General features: G+C 38.8%; 12 protein-coding genes. All 12 read left to right on the top strand.

The window, feature by feature from the left end:
- Positions 1-217: 217 nt before the first annotated feature.
- The 12 genes from rpoB to JTI58_RS08085 all read left to right on the top strand — a co-directional run bounded on the left by rpoB (position 218) and on the right by JTI58_RS08085 (position 18,853).
- A complete protein-coding gene (gene rpoB / locus JTI58_RS08140; RefSeq protein ID WP_205446168.1) occupies positions 218-3,793 on the top strand; it encodes a DNA-directed RNA polymerase subunit beta in 3,576 nt (1,191 codons plus the stop codon).
- A 203-nt stretch (positions 3,794-3,996) separates the two neighbouring features.
- Positions 3,997-7,680: a DNA-directed RNA polymerase subunit beta' gene (gene rpoC, locus JTI58_RS08135; RefSeq protein ID WP_205446167.1), complete on the top strand. Its 3,684-nt coding sequence runs from the start codon at positions 3,997-3,999 to the stop codon at positions 7,678-7,680.
- 137 nt (positions 7,681-7,817) lie between these two features.
- Positions 7,818-8,066: a ribosomal L7Ae/L30e/S12e/Gadd45 family protein gene (locus JTI58_RS08130; RefSeq protein WP_205446166.1), complete on the top strand. Its 249-nt coding sequence runs from the start codon at positions 7,818-7,820 to the stop codon at positions 8,064-8,066.
- A gap of 98 nt (positions 8,067-8,164) precedes the next feature.
- On the top strand, positions 8,165-8,584 hold the full coding sequence (gene rpsL / locus JTI58_RS08125) for a 30S ribosomal protein S12 (RefSeq protein ID WP_010860613.1): 420 nt from the start codon (positions 8,165-8,167) through the stop codon (positions 8,582-8,584).
- A 149-nt stretch (positions 8,585-8,733) separates the two neighbouring features.
- Entirely contained in the window at positions 8,734-9,204 is a 471-nt protein-coding gene (gene rpsG / locus JTI58_RS08120) for a 30S ribosomal protein S7 (protein WP_155593039.1), read from the top strand.
- 80 nt (positions 9,205-9,284) lie between these two features.
- Positions 9,285-11,363, top strand: a complete 2,079-nt coding sequence (fusA, locus tag JTI58_RS08115) for an elongation factor G (RefSeq protein ID WP_205446165.1) — start codon at positions 9,285-9,287, stop codon at positions 11,361-11,363.
- A gap of 136 nt (positions 11,364-11,499) precedes the next feature.
- A complete protein-coding gene (gene tuf, locus JTI58_RS08110) occupies positions 11,500-12,687 on the top strand; it encodes an elongation factor Tu (RefSeq protein ID WP_004233614.1) in 1,188 nt (395 codons plus the stop codon).
- Between the two features lie 155 nt (positions 12,688-12,842).
- Positions 12,843-13,532, top strand: a complete 690-nt coding sequence (locus JTI58_RS08105) for a response regulator (protein WP_279381316.1) — start codon at positions 12,843-12,845, stop codon at positions 13,530-13,532.
- A gap of 5 nt (positions 13,533-13,537) precedes the next feature.
- Positions 13,538-14,557 carry a sensor histidine kinase gene (locus JTI58_RS08100; RefSeq protein WP_205446164.1) on the top strand — a complete coding sequence of 340 codons (1,020 nt, stop codon included), beginning with the start codon at positions 13,538-13,540 and terminating at the stop codon, positions 14,555-14,557.
- Between the two features lie 96 nt (positions 14,558-14,653).
- The gene (locus tag JTI58_RS08095) at positions 14,654-15,415 is read left to right on the top strand and encodes an ABC transporter ATP-binding protein (RefSeq protein WP_016995265.1); all 762 of its coding nucleotides are present in this window, start codon (positions 14,654-14,656) and stop codon (positions 15,413-15,415) included.
- Positions 15,405-17,384, top strand: coding sequence for an FtsX-like permease family protein (locus JTI58_RS08090; RefSeq protein WP_205446163.1), 1,980 nt, complete (start codon positions 15,405-15,407; stop codon positions 17,382-17,384). The genes JTI58_RS08095 and JTI58_RS08090 overlap by 11 nt, the downstream gene beginning before the upstream one ends.
- 158 nt (positions 17,385-17,542) lie before the next feature.
- The gene (locus JTI58_RS08085) at positions 17,543-18,853 is read left to right on the top strand and encodes a Na+/H+ antiporter family protein (RefSeq protein ID WP_205446162.1); all 1,311 of its coding nucleotides are present in this window, start codon (positions 17,543-17,545) and stop codon (positions 18,851-18,853) included.
- The last annotated feature ends 150 nt before the right edge of the window (positions 18,854-19,003 follow it).

The raw sequence follows: 19,003 nt of genomic DNA, 5'->3' as shown, positions 1-19,003 counted from the left end.
TGACAAATCGGCTATGATAATATGATACAATGCAAAAATATTATTTTGAGGTCGTATGCCCTTTTTGTATAGAAATGTTTTAATATGGGTATACTTGCCAAGATAAGTTTAGTTAACCGAAAATGAGATCTTTTTGAAGACTCGTTTTCTTTTTGTCTTTCGAAATCATACACTATTTGTATGAATTTGCAAAGACCTAATATCGCTTTATTGAGGGGTGAATGAGTTGACAGGTCAACTAGTTCAGTACGGACAACACCGCCAGCGTAGAAGCTTTGCGCGTATTAAAGAGGTGCTTGAGCTTCCAAATCTGATTGAGATTCAAACGGCGTCTTACGAGTGGTTCCTTGAAGAAGGTTTACGTGAAATGTTCCGTGACATTTCGCCGATCGAGGACTTTACAGGTAATCTTTCATTAGAATTCATCGATTATTCATTAGGTGATCCTAAATATGATGTTGATGAATGTAAAGAGCGAGATGTTACTTACGCAGCTCCATTACGTGTGAAAGTACGTCTTTACAACAAAGAAACAGACGAAGTGAAAGAACAAGATGTCTTCATGGGTGATTTCCCGTTAATGACAGAAACAGGTACGTTCATTATCAACGGTGCTGAACGTGTTATCGTTTCACAATTAGTTCGTTCACCAAGTGTGTATTTCCATGATAAAACTGATAAAAACGGTAAAAAAGGTTTTGGAGCTACAGTAATTCCAAACCGCGGTGCTTGGCTAGAGTATGAAACTGATGCCAAAGACGTAGTTTATGTGCGAATTGATCGTACTCGTAAGCTACCAGTAACAGTGTTACTACGTGCGTTAGGTTTCGGTTCAGACCAAGAAATTATCGATATTATCGGTGATAACGAGTATTTACGTAATACGTTAGAAAAAGATAACTCTGAAAGTACAGAAAAAGCACTTTTAGAAATCTACGAACGTTTACGTCCAGGTGAGCCACCAACAGTAGAAAGTGCGAAAAGTTTATTATACTCTCGTTTCTTCGATGCAAAACGTTATGATTTAGCGAATGTTGGTCGCTACAAAATGAATAAAAAGCTTCACATTAAAAATCGTTTATTCAATCAAACGATTGCTGAAACGCTTGTAGATCCAGAAACAGGCGAAATTTTAGTAGAAAAAGGTACTGTACTAGATCGTCGTACTTTAGATAAAATCCTACCTTACCTAGAAGATTCATCAAAAGGTATTGGTTACCGCACTTTATCACAAGTCGGTGGAGTGCTTGAAGATGATGTAACCATCCAATCTATTAAGATTTATGCTCCAAAAGATGAAGCGCAAAAAGAAATTAATATCATTGGTAATGCGTACATTGATGAAGAAGTGAAGAATATTACTCCTGCTGATGTTTTATCTTCAGTAAGTTATTTCTTCAACTTACTTTACCAAGTAGGAGCAACAGATGATATTGACCATTTAGGTAACCGTCGCCTACGTTCTGTTGGTGAGTTACTACAAAACCAATTCCGTATTGGTTTGTCTCGTATGGAACGTGTAGTACGTGAGCGTATGTCAATTAACGACACAGCTGCAATCGTACCACAACAATTAATCAATATCCGTCCAGTGATTGCGTCAATTAAAGAGTTTTTCGGAAGCTCTCAATTATCACAATTCATGGACCAAACAAACCCATTAGCAGAGTTAACGCATAAACGTCGTTTATCTGCATTAGGTCCTGGTGGTTTAACGCGTGAGCGTGCTGGTTTCGAAGTACGTGACGTTCACTATTCTCACTATGGTCGTATGTGTCCAATCGAGACACCAGAGGGTCCAAACATTGGTTTAATCAACTCATTATCTTCATTTGCCAAAGTAAATAAATTTGGTTTCATTGAGACACCTTATCGTCGTATTGACCACGAAACAGGTCGAGTAACTGAACAAATTGATTATTTAACAGCTGATGAAGAAGATAACTACTATGTAGCACAAGCAAATTCATCGTTAAATCCAGATGGTACTTTTGCTAATGATGAAGTTGTAGGTCGTTTCCGTGGGGATAACACTGTATTCAATAAAGCGCAAATGGACTACATGGATGTATCGCCTAAACAAGTAGTCTCTGCAGCGACTGCATGTATCCCGTTCTTAGAAAACGATGACTCGAACCGTGCACTTATGGGTGCCAACATGCAACGTCAAGCAGTTCCACTTCTTAACCCAGAAGCACCATTCGTTGGTACTGGTATGGAACATGTTGATGCGCGTGATTCAGGTGCAGCTGTAGTAGCGAAGTATGATGGTATTGTTGAGCATGTTGAAGCTCGTTCTATCCATGTTCGCCGCATTGAAGTTGTAGACGGCAAAGAGGTTAAAGGCGATTTAACAAAATATAAATTACAAAAGTTCATTCGTTCAAACCAAGGTACTTCATATAACCAACGTCCACTTGTAAAAGTTGGCGAACGTGTGAAGCCTCGTGATATATTAGCAGATGGTCCATCAATGGAAAAAGGCGAACTAGCTCTTGGACGTAACGTATTGGTTGCATTCATGACTTGGAACGGTTTTAACTATGAGGATGCTGTTATTATGAGTGAGCGCCTTGTAAAAGACGATGTCTATACATCTGTTCATATTGAAGAATATGAATCAGAGTCTCGTGATACAAAGCTTGGGCCTGAAGAAATCACTCGTGATATTCCTAACGTTGGGGAAGATGCACTTCGTAACCTAGACGAACGTGGAATCATCCGCATTGGTGCGGAAGTACGTGACGGTGATATTCTTGTAGGGAAAGTAACACCTAAAGGGGTTACAGAATTAACTGCTGAAGAGCGTTTATTACATGCAATCTTCGGTGAAAAGGCTCGTGAGGTTCGTGATACATCATTACGTGTACCACATGGTGCTGGCGGTATCATTCTTGATGTGAAAGTATTTAACCGTGAAGATGGCGATGAATTACCACCAGGTGTTAACCAATTAGTTCGTGCTTACATTGTTCAAAAACGTAAAATACGTGTTGGGGACAAAATGGCCGGACGTCATGGTAACAAAGGGGTTATCTCTCGTATCTTACCGGAAGAAGATATGCCGTTCATGCCAGATGGCACGCCTGTTGATATCATGTTAAATCCACTTGGTGTACCTTCTCGTATGAATATCGGACAAGTTTTAGAGTTACACTTAGGTATGGCTTCTCGCTACCTAGGCGTTCATATGGCAACACCAGTATTTGATGGAGCTAATGAAGAAGACGTTTGGGAAACAATGGAAGAAGCAGGGATGAACCGTGATGGTAAAACAATCCTGTATGATGGACGTTCTGGTGAACCATTTGATAACCGTGTATCTGTTGGGATCATGTACATGATCAAACTTGCTCACATGGTTGATGATAAACTTCACGCGCGTTCAACTGGCCCTTACTCACTTGTTACGCAACAACCACTTGGTGGTAAAGCGCAATTTGGTGGACAACGTTTTGGTGAGATGGAAGTATGGGCACTTGAAGCATACGGTGCTGCATATACACTTCAAGAAATCCTAACGGTTAAATCCGATGACGTTGTTGGTCGTGTGAAAACATATGAAGCCATCGTTAAAGGTGAAAGTGTACCAGAGCCAGGTGTTCCTGAGTCATTCAAAGTATTGATTAAAGAACTCCAATCTCTTGGTATGGATGTTAAGATGTTAACAGTTAATGATGAAGAAGTAGAGCTTCGCGATTTAGACGAAGAAGAAGATCTTCAACCAGCTGATGCACTTAACATTGCACCACAGCCAGATACAGAAGAAGAGCCAGTAGAGTCTTTTGAATAATGGAAACCCAAATTCACAATCGTGAATAAGGTCAAACTTATTTTTCAAATTAGCCGGGCAGGATTTAACGCCCTGCCTGGCTTTTTCTTTTAATAAATCATTCTATTTCTAATCCTTTGCCAAAGAAACAATTCTTTGCAAGCGATTATCGAGCTGCGTAAAAGAGTCTTTATAAAGACCTATACTAGAGGGAGGTAGGCTCCTTGATAGACGTTAATGAATTTGAATATATGAAAATCGGTTTAGCATCCCCTGACAAGATTCGTTCTTGGTCATATGGTGAGGTTAAAAAGCCTGAAACAATTAACTACCGTACATTAAAACCAGAAAAAGATGGTTTATTCTGTGAACGTATCTTTGGTCCAACTAAGGATTGGGAATGTCATTGTGGTAAATATAAACGTGTACGCTATAAAGGCGTCGTTTGTGACCGCTGTGGTGTTGAAGTAACACGCGCTAAAGTTCGTCGTGAACGTATGGGACATATCGAATTAGCAGCACCAGTTTCTCATATCTGGTACTTCAAAGGTATTCCTAGCCGTATGGGTCTAATTTTAGATATGTCACCTCGTGCCCTTGAAGAAGTTATTTATTTCGCTTCATACGTTGTGATTGATGCAGGTGCTACTAATTTAGAAAGTAAACAATTACTTTCTGAAAAAGAATACCGTGCATACCGTGAAAAATTCGGAAACACATTCGAAGCATCAATGGGTGCAGAAGCAATCAAAAAATTATTAGGCAAAATTGATCTAGAAGATGAAACACAATCTTTAAAAGAAGAGTTAAAGTCTGCTCAAGGTCAAAGACGTACTCGTGCCATTAAACGTCTAGAAGTTGTTGAATCTTTCCGTAACTCAGGAAACTCACCTGAATGGATGATTCTGGATGTACTACCTGTTATTCCACCAGAGCTTCGTCCAATGGTGCAATTAGATGGTGGTCGTTTCGCGACTTCAGATTTAAACGATTTATACCGTCGTGTAATTAATCGTAATAACCGTTTAAAACGTTTATTAGATTTAGGTGCTCCAAGCATCATCGTACAAAACGAAAAACGTATGTTACAAGAAGCTGTTGACGCATTAATCGATAATGGTCGTCGCGGACGTCCTGTAACAGGCCCTGGTAACCGTCCATTAAAATCACTTTCACATATGTTGAAAGGTAAACAAGGTCGTTTCCGTCAAAATCTACTTGGTAAACGTGTTGACTATTCTGGTCGTTCCGTTATCGTAGTAGGTCCAAACTTAAAAATGTACCAATGTGGTTTACCAAAAGAAATGGCTATCGAGTTATTTAAGCCATTCGTTATGAAAGAATTAGTAGAACGTGGTCTTGCTCATAACATTAAATCTGCTAAACGTAAAATCGAACGTTTAAACAACGATGTATGGGACGTTTTAGAAGATGTTATCCGTGAGCACCCAGTATTATTAAACCGTGCACCAACGCTTCACCGTCTTGGTATTCAAGCATTTGAACCAACACTAGTTGAAGGTCGTGCTATCCGTCTTCACCCATTAGTATGTACAGCCTACAACGCTGACTTCGATGGTGACCAAATGGCGGTTCACGTACCATTATCAGCAGAAGCTCAAGCAGAAGCTCGTCTTCTAATGCTTGCTGCACAAAACATCCTGAATCCAAAAGACGGTAAACCTGTTGTTACACCTTCTCAAGATATGGTATTAGGAAACTACTACTTAACTCTTGAACGTGAAGACGCACGTGGTGAGGGTACTGTTTTCTATGGTCCAAACGAAGTTTTAATTGCATATGATACAGGTCATGTACACTTGCATACACGTATCGCGATTAAAGCAAGTTCATTAAATAATCCAACATTCACGGAAGAACAAAATAATATGTTCTTATTAACAACTGTTGGTAAAGTAATCTTTAATGAAATCTTGCCAAAATCATTCCCTTATATTAATGAGCCAACTGATTTCAACTTAGAGCAAGTAACACCTGAAAAATACTTCGCTAAGTTAACAATTGATGAAGAAACACTAAAAGAGCTTGAATCAGATAGTGCTTATAATAACTTAGATGAAAAAGGGAAAATTGATGCACAACGTACAGCTGTATTGCGCAAATACTTTGCATCAGTCCCTGTTGTAAATCCATTCCGTAAGAAATTCCTAGGAAATATCATTGCTGAAGTATTTAAACGTTTCCACATTACTGAAACATCTAAAATGCTTGACCGTATGAAAAACCTAGGTTTCAAATATTCAACACGTGCGGGTATTACTGTAGGTGTATCTGATATCGTGGTATTACCTGATAAAGGTGAAATTTTAGCAGAAGCTCAAGAGAAAGTAGATAAAGTTCAAGCACAATTCCGTCGTGGTTTCATTACAGAGGATGAGCGCTATGATCGTGTAATCTCAAGCTGGAGTGCTGCAAAAGATGAAATTCAAGCGAAACTGATGAAGTCACTTGAGAAAACAAACCCAATTTTCATGATGTCTGATTCAGGTGCCCGTGGTAACGCATCTAACTTTACTCAGTTAGCTGGTATGCGTGGTCTGATGGCCAACCCGGCTGGTCGTATCATCGAACTTCCAATCAAATCTTCATTCCGTGAAGGTTTAACAGTATTAGAGTACTTCATCTCAACTCACGGTGCTCGTAAAGGTCTTGCCGATACAGCCCTAAAAACTGCCGATTCAGGTTACTTAACGCGTCGTCTTGTTGACGTTGCACAGGATGTTATTGTCCGTGAAGATGACTGTGGTACTGACCGTGGCTTAACGATTGGTGCATTAATGGAAGGCACAGAACTAATCGAGGCTCTAGATGAACGTATTGTTGGTCGTCATACGAAGAAAACAATCTTCCACCCTGAAACTGGTGAAGTTATTCTTGCAAAAGACGGTTTAATTGACCAAGATATCGCTCGTGTAATTATCGAGACTGGTATTGAAGAAGTGACAATCCGCTCAGCATTTACATGTAATACAAAACATGGCGTATGTAAAAAATGTTACGGCATGAACTTGGCAACAGGTGAAAAGGTTGAAGTTGGGGAAGCAGTTGGTATTATTGCGGCTCAATCAATTGGTGAACCAGGTACACAATTAACAATGCGTACATTCCATACAGGTGGGGTTGCCGGAGATGATATTACACAAGGTCTTCCACGTATCCAAGAGATCTTTGAAGCACGTAATCCAAAAGGTCAATCTGTTATTTCAGAAATCGAAGGTACTGTTTCAGATATCACAGAAATTCGTGAAGGCTTAAAAGAAATCACTATTCAAGGTGACGTAGAAACTCGTAAATATCAAGCACCTTATAATGCACGTTTAAAAGTTATCGAAGGTGATAATGTAGAACGTGGTCAAGTTTTAACAGAGGGTTCTATCGATCCAAAACAATTGTTAAAAGTCAAAGACGTTTCAACTGTTCAAGAATATTTATTAAAAGAAGTTCAAAAAGTATACCGTATGCAAGGGGTAGAAATTGGTGATAAACATATCGAGGTAATGGTCCGCCAAATGCTTCGTAAAGTACGTGTAATTGAAGCTGGAGATACAGATTTATTACCAGGTTCATTACTAGATATCCACCAATTTGCAGAGGCAAACGCAGATGCTGTCATGAGTGGCAAAAATCCTGCAACTTGTCGTCCTGTTATCCTGGGTATTACAAAAGCTTCTCTTGAAACAGAATCATTCTTATCTGCAGCATCGTTCCAAGAAACAACACGTGTATTAACAGATGCAGCAATTAAGGGTAAACGTGATGAGCTTCTTGGATTAAAAGAGAACGTAATTATCGGTAAACTTGTTCCGGCGGGTACTGGTATGCAACGTTACCGTCAAATCCGCATCGAAAAAGATGAGCTTGACACAGAAGGCGTTTCTGCTGAATAGACATTAAAATAGGACCGAAGAGATGGAATTCCACCGTCTCTTCGGACTTTTTAAAGATATTAGTTGACAGTGTAAATGAGTAATGATAATATATTGAAGGTTGATAGTTAACTGTCTGTACTTCGGAGGATATGAAAATGTCTTATGATAGAGTAAGGGCTAGTCAAACAATCATAGGTACAAAGCAAGCAGTAAAAGCAATGCAAGCCGGTTCAGTGAAAGAACTTCTTGTGGCACTTGATGCAGACAATTGGGTAACCGATTCGGCCATATCTTTCGCGAGAGAAATCGGTATACCAGTTATTCTTGTTGAGTCAAAAAAGGAACTGGGCAAGGCCTGTGGAATCCATGTTGGAGCTGCGGTAGTTGCAATTACTGTAGAGTAGTTTTTGTGTATTAAACACAAAGACTTTGTTTTTACCCAAAAAATGAACCACCTGGATGTGTGGTATTAACAAGGAATAAATGAAGGGAGGAAATATCGATGCCTACAATTAACCAATTAGTACGTAAGCCTCGTCAATCTAAAATCACGAAATCAAAATCACCAGCGTTAAACAAAGGATATAACTCATTTAAAAAATCTTTAACTGATGTTAAATCACCACAAAAACGCGGTGTTTGTACTCGTGTTGGTACAATGACACCTCGTAAACCGAACTCAGCGTTACGTAAATACGCTCGTGTACGTTTAACTAACCAAATTGAGGTTACAGCTTATATCCCAGGTGAAGGCCACAACTTACAAGAGCACAGTGTTGTTCTTATCCGTGGCGGACGCGTAAAAGACTTAGCGGGTGTTCGTTACCATATCGTACGTGGAGCTCTTGATACAGCTGGTGTAAACGGTCGTTTACAATCACGTTCTAAATACGGAACAAAACGCCCTAAAGAAAAAAAATAATTTAACGTTAGATAACGTTATTTAATACTAAGCCTCATACTAATTGTCACAAATATCGAATCTTGCTAGCAGATTTGATATTTGATCGACAAATACGATAAGGCCAACTTTATAAAATAATCGATAACTATTCGAAAGGAGGAAAACACATGCCTCGTAAAGGTCCTGTTTCCAAACGTGACGTGTTACCAGATCCAATTTATAGTTCAAAACTAGTAACTCGTTTAATCAATAAAATGATGGTTGATGGTAAAAGAGGTACTTCTCAAAAGATTTTATACGGTGCGTTCGAACTTGTTAAAGAACGTTCTGGTGAAAATCCAATTGAAGTATTCGAAGCTGCTCTAAATAACGTAATGCCAGTTCTTGAAGTTCGCGCTCGCCGTGTTGGTGGTTCTAACTACCAAGTACCGGTTGAAGTACGTCCAGAACGTCGTACAACTTTAGGTCTTCGTTACCTAGTTAACTACTCTCGTCTTCGTGGTGAAAAAACTATGGAAGAACGTTTAGCTAACGAAATTCTTGATGCTTCTAACAACACTGGTGCATCAGTTAAGAAACGTGAAGACATGCACAAAATGGCAGAAGCGAACAAAGCATTCGCTCACTACCGTTGGTAATTTAGCCTATGTGTTAGCTAACAGGCTAACACAAGGTCTCTTATACAGTCTTTACCCCAATATGGAAGGAGAAATTTCCTATGAAACGCGAATTCTCACTTGAGAATACTCGTAATATTGGGATCATGGCTCACATTGATGCTGGTAAAACAACAACAACTGAGCGTATCCTTTATTACACTGGTAAGATTCACAAAATCGGTGAAACTCATGAAGGCGCTTCTCAAATGGACTGGATGGAGCAAGAGCAAGAACGTGGTATTACAATCACTTCTGCTGCAACAACAGCCCAATGGGCAGGCCACCGTGTAAACATCATTGATACTCCTGGACACGTAGACTTCACTGTAGAAGTTGAACGTTCATTACGCGTACTTGACGGTGCTGTTACAGTACTAGATGCTCAATCTGGTGTTGAGCCTCAAACTGAAACTGTATGGCGTCAAGCTACAACTTATGGTGTTCCACGTATTGTATTCATTAATAAAATGGATAAAACAGGAGCAGATTTCTTATATTCTGTAGGAACTCTACATGACCGTTTACAAGCAAACGCTCACCCTATCCAATTACCTATCGGAGCTGAAGATCAGTTCTCTGCAATCATCGACCTAGTTGAGATGAAAGCTACTTTCTATGGCGACGAAAAAGGTACAGCAGTAACTGAAGGAGAAATTCCTGAAGAATACCGCGAACAAGCTGAAGAATACCGTGAAAAACTAATCGATGCTGTTGCAAGTGTTGATGAAGAAATCATGGAAAAATATTTAGAAGGCGAAGAAATTACTGTTGCGGAACTTAAAGCGGCAATCCGTCGTGCTACAATCGCAGTAGAATTCTACCCAGTAATCTGTGGTACAGCATTCAAACACAAAGGCGTACGTCCAATGTTAAATGCTGTTATCGATTACTTACCATCTCCAGTTGATGTACCAGCAATCAAAGGTACTTCAGTAGATGGTGACGAAGAGTTAGAACGTAAATCTTCTGATGAAGAGCCATTCTCAGCTCTTGCATTCAAAGTTATGACTGACCCATTCGTAGGTAAATTAACTTTCTTCCGTGTGTACTCTGGAACATTAGATTCAGGTTCATACGTGCAAAACTCTTCTAAAGGTAAACGTGAGCGTGTAGGTCGTATCCTACAAATGCACGCTAACTCTCGTGAAGAGATTTCAAAAGTATTTGCTGGGGACATCGCAGCAGCAGTAGGTCTTAAAGACACTACTACTGGTGATACTCTTTGTGACGAGAAGAACCTAGTTATTCTTGAATCAATGGAGTTCCCTGAGCCAGTAATTTCTCTTTCTGTAGAACCAAAATCAAAAGCTGACCAAGATAAAATGGGTCAAGCTTTACAAAAACTTCAAGAAGAGGATCCAACTTTCCGTGCTCATACTGACACAGAAACTGGACAAACAATCATCTCAGGTATGGGTGAACTTCACCTTGATATCTTAGTTGACCGTATGCGCCGTGAATTTAAAGTAGAAGCTAACGTAGGTGCTCCAATGGTATCTTACCGTGAAACATTCCGTAGCTCTGCAAAAGTTCAAGGTAAATTCACTCGCCAATCTGGTGGTCGTGGACAATACGGAGACGTAACGATTGAGTTCTCTCCAAATGAAGAAGGTAAAGGATTTGAATTCGAAAACGCTATCGTTGGTGGTGTAATACCTCGTGAATACATCCCTGCAGTTGAAGCAGGTCTTCGTGACTCTCTTGACCGCGGTGTAGTAGCTGGTTACCCTCTAATCGACATTAAAGCGAAATTAGTATTCGGTTCTTACCATGACGTTGACTCGAATGAGATGGCGTTCAAAATTGCTGCATCTATGGCTCTTAAAGAAGCTTCGAAACTATGTGACGCTGTTATCTTAGAACCAATGATGAAAGTAGAAGTTGTAATTCCAGAAGAATACCTTGGCGATATTATGGGTAACATTACTTCTCGTCGCGGACGCGTTGAGGGTATGGATGCTCGTGGTAACTCACAAGTTGTTCGTGCAATGGTTCCTTTAGCAGAAATGTTTGGTTATGCAACAACACTTCGTTCTGCAACACAAGGTCGTGGTGTATTCTCAATGACATTCGATCATTATGAAGAAGTACCAAAATCAATTGCTGCTGAAATCATCAAAAAAAATAAAGGTGAATAATTGAATTTTCATCTTGCATAAAGTATAACTAATTTGTAAGCTATGATTGCAGGATAGGGGATGGGCCCGTTCTCTGTCGGCATTCATTCTATAAATTTCAAAAATAAAACATATAATTTTGAGGAGGCAATCTCTAATGGCTAAAGAAAAATTTGACCGTTCTAAAACGCATGCTAACATTGGTACAATCGGACACGTTGACCATGGTAAAACTACTTTAACTGCTGCAATCGCTACAGTTCTTTCTAAAAAAATGGGTGGTACAGCTAAATCATACGCTGACATCGATAACGCTCCAGAAGAAAAAGAGCGTGGTATCACAATCAACACTTCTCACGTAGAATATGAAACAGAAACTCGTCACTATGCACACGTTGACTGCCCAGGACACGCTGACTATGTTAAAAACATGATCACTGGTGCTGCACAAATGGACGGCGGTATCTTAGTAGTATCTGCTGCTGATGGCCCAATGCCACAAACTCGTGAGCACATCCTTTTATCTCGTCAAGTAGGTGTTCCATACTTAGTAGTATTCATGAACAAATGTGATATGGTTGATGACGAAGAATTATTAGAATTAGTAGAAATGGAAATCCGTGATCTACTATCTGAATATGACTTCCCAGGTGACGATATTCCTGTAATTAAAGGTTCTGCTCTTAAAGCTCTTGAAGGTGAACCAGAATGGGAAGAAAAAATCGTTGAATTAATGGACGCTGTAGATTCTTACATCCCAACTCCAGAACGTCAAACTGACAAACCATTCATGATGCCAGTAGAGGACGTATTCTCTATCACTGGTCGTGGTACAGTTGCAACTGGCCGTGTTGAACGTGGTCAAGTTAAAGTTGGTGACGTAGTTGAAATCATCGGTATCGCTGAAGAAGCAAAATCTACTACTGTAACTGGTGTAGAAATGTTCCGTAAATTATTAGACTATGCTGAAGCTGGTGACAACATCGGTGCTTTACTACGTGGTGTTGCTCGTGAAGAAATCCAACGTGGTCAAGTATTAGCTAAACCAGGTTCAATTACTCCACACACTAACTTCAAAGCTGAAGTTTACGTTTTATCAAAAGAAGAGGGTGGCCGTCATACTCCATTCTTCTCTAACTACCGTCCTCAGTTCTACTTCCGTACAACTGACGTAACAGGTATCTGTAACTTACCAGAAGGCGTTGAAATGGTAATGCCTGGTGATAACATCGAAATGACAGTTGAACTTATCGCTCCAATCGCTCTTGAAGAAGGTACTAAATTCTCTATCCGTGAGGGTGGCCGTACTGTAGGCGCTGGCGTAGTTGCTTCTATCCAAAAATAATTTTAGCTTTCGCTAATTTTCAAACCAATCTGTAGGGACGCTTACAGATTGGTTTTTTGTGTTAAAATAAGGGAAATTAAATGGTTTTAAATAGTGTATGTATACATAATAGCTAGCATGTCATCTAGGATAAATAAAGGAGAGGAGAATTGAATATGGACATGAAAATCTTGCTCATTGAAGATGATCCATCAATTTTTAATATGATTCAAGAACGTTTTGCACAATGGTCATTACAAGTGGTTGGTCCAAAAAACTTTCAAAAGGTGATGGATGATTTTATAGAGGAGAAACCACATCTTGTGCTGATTGATATTCAATTACCTGCCTATGATGGCTTTCATTGGTGTCGAGAAATTCGTCATTTATCCAAAGTACCCATCCTGTTTCTCTCTTCTCGAGACCATCCAATGGATATGGTGATGGCTATGCAAATGGGAGCAGATGATTTTATACAAAAGCCATTCCATATGGAAGTGCTACTTGCGAAAGCACAGGCGATTTTACGAAGAACCTACGACTATGTTGAAGAGAAAATGGACGTTACACGTTTTAATAGTGCTGTTATTGATTATACAAGAAGTGAGATTATGTTTGATGGGGCCACTGCGTCCTTAACGAAAAATGAGCTTTTCATTTTACGAATTTTAGTAGAACAGGTTAATCAGATTGTTTCAAGAGACGAATTAATGAGAAAGCTTTGGGATGATGAACGTTTTGTCAATGATAATACTTTGTCGGTAAATGTTAATCGATTACGTACAAAACTAGAGGATATTGGTTTACCCGAAGTGATTCTAACAAAAAAAGGACTTGGATATATGGCAGTCAGCCAGGGGACGTGAAAAACATGCTATTATTATTTATAAGAGAACGCTTTGCATGGATCGGTTATTTCATTTTCATTTTTACACTTCTAAATGTGCTATTTTCTTTAGATGTTGGTTTAAATAGTATTTCAATATGGTATGTAAACATTAGTTTGCTTGTTAGTTTTACGCTCTTTTTTATCTGGCGTTATGTCACTGAAGTTGGGAAATTAAAAGATTTCCTGGGAAATATGGACGGCTACCACCTTGATGAAGCGCATAAAAATAGACTCGTTTTAACTCCTTTTCAGGAAGCAAGCTTTCGAAAAATAGAAAGTGTCTTTTATGAGAAGAACATGGAGTTAAATCAAGCTAAAGTGCTGCTACAAGAGTATTCAGATGAGTTGTTGGCTTGGGTTCATGAAGTAAAGGCCCCTTTAACAACTATTAATTTGTTGTTAGAGCATGTTGAGGATATATCATTGCGTCGAAAATTAGAGAATGAATGGCTGAGACTACATCTTTTAGTCGATCAACAGCTACATCAAACAAGATTAGCCTCTATTGAAAAGGACAACTATTTAAATGAGGTTGAGCTGAAACCGATTGTCTATAAAGAAATTAGGGGTATGCAGGCTTGGTGTATTGAAAAAGGCATTGGCTTTGAAGTCGCTGAGCTTACAGAGACAGTTCTGACTGATGGCAAGTGGCTAGCGTTTATTGTTCGACAAATTCTCTCGAATGCCATAAAGTATAGTCCAGCAAATTCTGAGGTCACAATTTTTACTGAACATGACCCAACAGGTGCGACATTATTACATATAAAAGATGTAGGTTTAGGTATTCCTTTAGAGGATTTACCTCGAATTTTTCAAAAATCATATACGGGAACAGCAGGAAGAGAATCCTCACAATCTACAGGTATGGGTCTTTATTTGGCATCTAATGTAGCTCGAAAAATCGGTGTTCGTATTTATGTTCAATCGAATGTTGGAGAAGGCTCATTATTTACACTACGTTTTCCCTTACAAAATGAATATGTCAAACTAACAGGTAGATGACGAAATTGTCACCTACCTTTTTATATTGTCATGTAAAACGCACGAATGATTAGATGTGTCAGGGTACACTTGTACTATAGAAAGGGGCATTATCAAGTGACAGTTTTAATTGGTCGTAAAATAAAGAAAGTGTACGGAAAAAAATCAACGGCTCAAGAGGTATTAAAGGGTATTGATTTAGAAGTGAATAAAGGTGAATTTGTAGGCATTATGGGCCCTTCTGGCTCAGGTAAAACCACGCTTTTAAATGTCTTATGCTCAATTGACTTTGCGACAGAAGGTGTTATTGAGATAAACGGTCACAGTTTACGTGGTATGAAAGAAAAAGCTTTAGCAAACTTCCGACGAGAGCAGTTGGGATTCATATTTCAAGACTATAACTTACTAGATACCCTCACAGTAAAGGAAAATATCCTTCTGCCATTAGCTATCAGTAAGTTACCGAAAGCTGTTGCGGAAAGTCGAGTGAAGGAGCTCACTTCTTTGCTTGGAATCACGGAAATTTTAAATAAATACCCCAACGAAATATCAGGTGGACAAAAGCAGCGTACCTCTGCTGCACGCGCACTTATTACCAATCCATCATTGGTATTTGCAGACGAACCCACTGGTGCATTAGATTCTAAATCAGCCACAGCCCTTCTTCAAAATCTACAAAATATTAATGAAACAAAAGAGGCAACAATTATGATGGTTACACATGATGCTGTAGCTGCAAGCTTCTGTACACGTGTTTTATTTCTAAAGGATGGGCTTATCTATAGTGAACTTTATAAGGGCGATAAAACAAGGCAGGCCTTTTTCCAAGAAATTATGCATACACAAAGTGTGCTAGGCGGTGACGGGTATGAGTCTTAGTAAGCTAGTGCTTCAAAGTATGAAGAAAAATATGAAGCACTACTATCTGTATTTCTTTGCACTTATTTTTAGTGTTACATTATATTTTTCTTTTGTCACATTGCAAAATAATTCTGAAGTGTGGGCTGCTGTTCAAATGAGTGGAACAGCTGCGGCAGGATTTAAAGCAGCCACTTATATTCTCTATTTTATCGTTTTGTTCTTCGTTCTGTATGCAAATCATTTATTTATGAAGCGTCGAAGTAAGGAAATAGGCTTGTATCAATTGATTGGTATGACTAAGGGGCTAATCGTGCGGTTATTAGCGATTGAAAACATCCTCTTATTTGTTGGAGCCGTTATTATAGGTATGTTGGCTGGCTTCTTTAGCTCTCGTGTGTTTGCCATGATTTTGCTACGTGTACTTGAAAAAGAGGCTCTTGTAACCATGACCTTTAGTACACAAGCTTTACAGCAGTCGATGATTGTATTTGCTATTTTATTGATCATCGTTCTTATACAGATGGCCTGGATGATTCATCGCGTTTCATTGTTATCACTATTTAGCGCAGCAAAACAAGCAGATGAGCGTGTGAGACGTTTTAGTGCATTACAGATGGTTATTGGCTTTATGGGTCTTATACTGATTGTTTATGGCTACTATGTGTCTACAAAGCTGTTTGATATCGAATCTGCTGGTAATTTATTTATTAATATGATTATTATTTTAGCTACTACAATAGGTGGAACATTCCTTGTTTTTCGTTTCTCTGTAGCATTTATTATGAATACTATTCGCTTAAAGAAAAAAGGGCATTTATCCATCCAAGATGTATTAGCATTAACACCCATAATGCACCGCATGAAGAGCAATGCAAAGTCATTAACGCTGATCACCGTGTTAACAGGCGTTTCTCTAGGTGTGACGACGCTGTCCTATATTGCCTACTATTCCTCAGAGGCGTCTGCATATAGCCAAGTACCTGGTGATTTCATATTGCTTGAAGAGCAGGGGCATTCATTCTTAGAGAAGTTAGAGGAAAATAACATTGCCTATAATAAAATAGACTATCGTTTGCAGGGAGTAACTGCTTCTGTAGGTCAATTGATGTCTAAAAAGCAGCAGGATAACCCTTTATATACGATGGAGGGGACAATCTATACCATTCCCCTTTCTGATTATCAGCAAAGTGTTCCAGAAGCCAAGTTATCGGGCAACGAGGTTATCCTAACAAACTATGGTGGTTATATGGCCGAGATGTTCCCGTTAGAGAAAGATCATGATTTAGTAGTATCTGCAGGAGAACTTGAAGAAACATTTCATGTCGTTGATGTTCATGATAAGAGTGTTATAAGTGGTATTGTAACGGCTGGGGGCGGAGGACCTATCTTTGTTGTGACAGATGATATGTTTAAAAGTTTAACTACGCAAGCAGCGCTTTATCCTTGGCATCATCAAACGACGATTACTTTAAAATCGAATGAAGATATAGCAGCAGCAGAGAAATTATATATTCAATCAAATGCAGGCATTATTATGGCTGTAGATGATAAGGGGAAAACACAGCAATATACACAATCATCCTACGAAGGAAAACGTAAAGACAATATTGAATCATTAGGTCTTACAATATTTACAACAGCATTTTTAGGATTAGCATTCTTAATGACAACAGGTAGTATTCTATACTTTAAACAAATGTCTGAGGCAGAGGAAGAACGTGGTTCTTATACAATCCTCCGAAAGATTGGATTTGCCGAAAAAGATATCATGAAGGGTATTTATATGAAGCAAGCCTTTAATTTCGGAGTTCCATTAGTTATTGGGTTATTGCATAGCTACTTTGCTGTTAAGTCAGGGTGGTTTTTATTCGGGACAGAGTTAACAGCTCCCTTGTGGATTGCAATGTGCTGTTATATAGCCTTATATACGATTTTTGCGATTCTTTCGGTAGGTTATTATAAAAAAGTTGTACGTGAATCGTTGTAATATTAAATAAGTAGAAATTCGAAAACAGTGTGGTGTTAATACATTACACTGTTTTTTAGTGCAAAAATATTGAAATTGCAAAAAGCCTTGACTTTCAATTATCAGAATAATAAAGTTTAACATGTTAGTAATTTAGTGTATGAAAGTAGAGTGTAACAATGAATGCAGTAATTGCGGCAGTCGCCGTTATGTTAATATTAAGCTTACTTCGTATCAATGTCGTTCTTTCCTTAGTTTTAGGCGCTTTTGTAGGTGGTCTTACAAGTGGGATGGGTATTGAGTCAACCGTTCAATCATTTACAGAAGGATTAGGGGCAGGGGCAACCATTGCATTAAGTTATGGCCTACTTGGGGGCTTTGCGATAGCAATAGCCAAAACAGGAATACCCGAATTAATGATAGCTGGGATGTTAAAGATTTTAAATGGTGAAAGTAATAGAAAAGGTCTAGTGAAGGTATTAATATTTTTCCTTATTTTTGTGATGTCTATTTTATCTCAAAATGTCATTCCTATTCATATTGCCTTCATTCCATTATTAATTCCGCCCATTTTAAAGATTTTAAATATGTTAGAAGTCGATCGACGTATAATTGCAACGTTAATTGCAGTAGGTTTAATTGGTACTTATAGTTTTGTACCTGCTGGTTTTGGAGCAATCTTTCAAGATATCGTTGCTACACAAGTGTCAGAAGCAGGAATGGCCGTATCTTCACGTGATGTACCTGCAGCAATGGGGATTCCTGTATTCGGAATGCTAATTGGATTGATAATCGCCTTTGTTGTATACCGCAAGCCAAGGCATTATAAGCATAGTGAAGTGGTTACGGAATCTTTAAATGTAAATGTCAGCAAATTTATGATGTTTTCGACGGCGCTTGCATTAGTGGTATCACTATGCGCTCAAGTGTTAACAGATTCAATGATTGTGGGTTCGTTTGCAGGTATTATGATTATGTATTTTACAGGTGCACTTAAATGGAAAGAAGCCGATGATATTCTTTCTGAAGGAATGAAGATGATGGCCTTTATTGGCTTTGTTATGATTGCTGCAAATGGTTTTGCAGCGGTTATAAATGCAACAGGTGATGTGGATAGCTTAATTACAAGCTCGATCACCTTACTAGAAGGAAATAGAAGTCTCGCTGTCTTCATCATGTTAGTAATAGGACTAGTTGTGACGATGGGGATAGGTTCATCTTTCGCAACGGTGCCTATCATTGCAACGCTGTTTGTTCCGCTAGCACAAGGTTTAGACATGAGTCCTTTAGCGATTCTATGCTTAATCGGTACAGCGGGTGCTTTAGGAGATGCGGGTTCGCCAGCATCCGATTCTACATTAGGACCAACAGCTGGGCTAAATGTAGACGGCCAGCATCATCATATTTGGGATACCTGTGTTCCGACATTTATCTTCATTAACATACCACTAATCCTGTTTGGCTGGATTGCCTGTGTGTTCTTTCTATAATAAAGAGGTGGTTTCTATAAAGATAGAAACTACTTTTCTTTTTTTGAGTTATTTGAAATGTGCGAAAATGTTGATATGACAACCTTTAGTGTTGCAATATGTAGAGAAATTTTATATACTAATAAACGGCTTAATAAAGCGAAGAAGTAG

Source organism: Lysinibacillus fusiformis, assembly GCF_016925635.1.
In the GTDB taxonomy this organism is placed as follows: Bacteria; Bacillota; Bacilli; order Bacillales_A; family Planococcaceae; genus Lysinibacillus; species Lysinibacillus fusiformis_F.
Note: the sequence above shows the minus strand (reverse complement) of the source record. Positions and strands in the feature narration are given on the sequence as shown.